Origin of the sequence: Lysobacter brunescens, assembly GCF_042677005.1 — a bacterium.
Lineage (GTDB): Bacteria > Pseudomonadota > Gammaproteobacteria > Xanthomonadales > Xanthomonadaceae > Lysobacter_I > Lysobacter_I brunescens.
Genome location: NZ_JBHTIF010000020.1, coordinates 1 through 1,030, shown reverse-complemented (window position 1 = coordinate 1,030; position 1,030 = coordinate 1). Strand labels below are relative to the sequence as shown.

General features: G+C 68.8%; 1 protein-coding gene. It reads right to left on the bottom strand.

Annotation, left to right across the window (positions count from 1 at the left end; all coding sequences use genetic code 11):
* A partial coding sequence (locus ACFQ0E_RS19150) for an AMP-binding protein (RefSeq protein ID WP_386826629.1) occupies positions 1–1,030 on the bottom strand: 1,030 nt, incomplete at both ends.

The window sequence follows — 1,030 nt, the reverse complement described above, 5'->3', positions numbered from 1 at the left end:
CCGCGCAGCTTGACCTGGTGGTCGATGCGGCCGAGGTAGCGCAGTTCGCCATCGTGGCGCTGCTGCACCCAGTCGCCGGTGCGGTACCAGCGCTGCACGCCGCCGAGCAGGTCGCGTTCGACGAACTTCTCGTCGGTCAGCGCCTCGCGCTGCCAGTAGCCGAGTGCGAGCGCCGGACCGCCGATCCACAGCTCGCCGACGCCGCCGATCGGGGCGAGTTCGCCATCGCGGTCGACCACGCGCTGCTGCACGTGCCGCAGCCGTCCGCCAAGATCGGACACTGTCTCGCAAAGCACGCGGCCGTCCCTCGCGAAAGGCTTGAGATGCGTATAGACCGTCGCCTCGGTCGGGCCATAGCCGTTCCATGCGATGCGGCCAACGCTGGCGAGCCAGTGGCCGAGCGCATCGGGAACGTACTCGCCGCCGACGATCACACGCAGGCCCGCCTGTCCGGTCCAGCCCGTCTCGCGCAGCAATTTCCAGGTCACGGGGGTGGCCTGCAGCACATTGATGTCGTGCTGCGGAAGCAGTGCCGACAATGCCGCACCATCGCGGATCGTCTCGCGATCGGCGAGCACCACCGTGCCGCCATGGCACAGCGGCAGGAACAGCTCGAGCACCGAGATGTCGAACGAGATCGGGGCGACCGCAAGGCAGCGGTACGTCTCGCCCGGGCGCATCTCCAGAGCTTCATGGGTGCCGTCGAGGAAGTGCGCGACCGCGCCATGGGCCACCTGCACGCCCTTGGGGCGCCCGGTCGAACCCGAGGTGTAGATCATGTAGGCGATGTCGTCCGCGCCAGGCGCGACATCAGGAGCAGACGAAGCCGATTCCGTGCCCTCGCCTGCATCCGCGACCAGATCCTCCAGCACCACACTGCGTGCGCCCGTGTTCGACCAACCCGACAGCGACATCCGGTCGCCCACCAGCCAGCGCGTGCCGCTGTCGGCCACCATGTAACGCAGCCGCTCCGCAGGATAGCCCGGGTCCAGCGGCAGATACCCCGCGCCCGCCTTCAGCACGCCCAGCA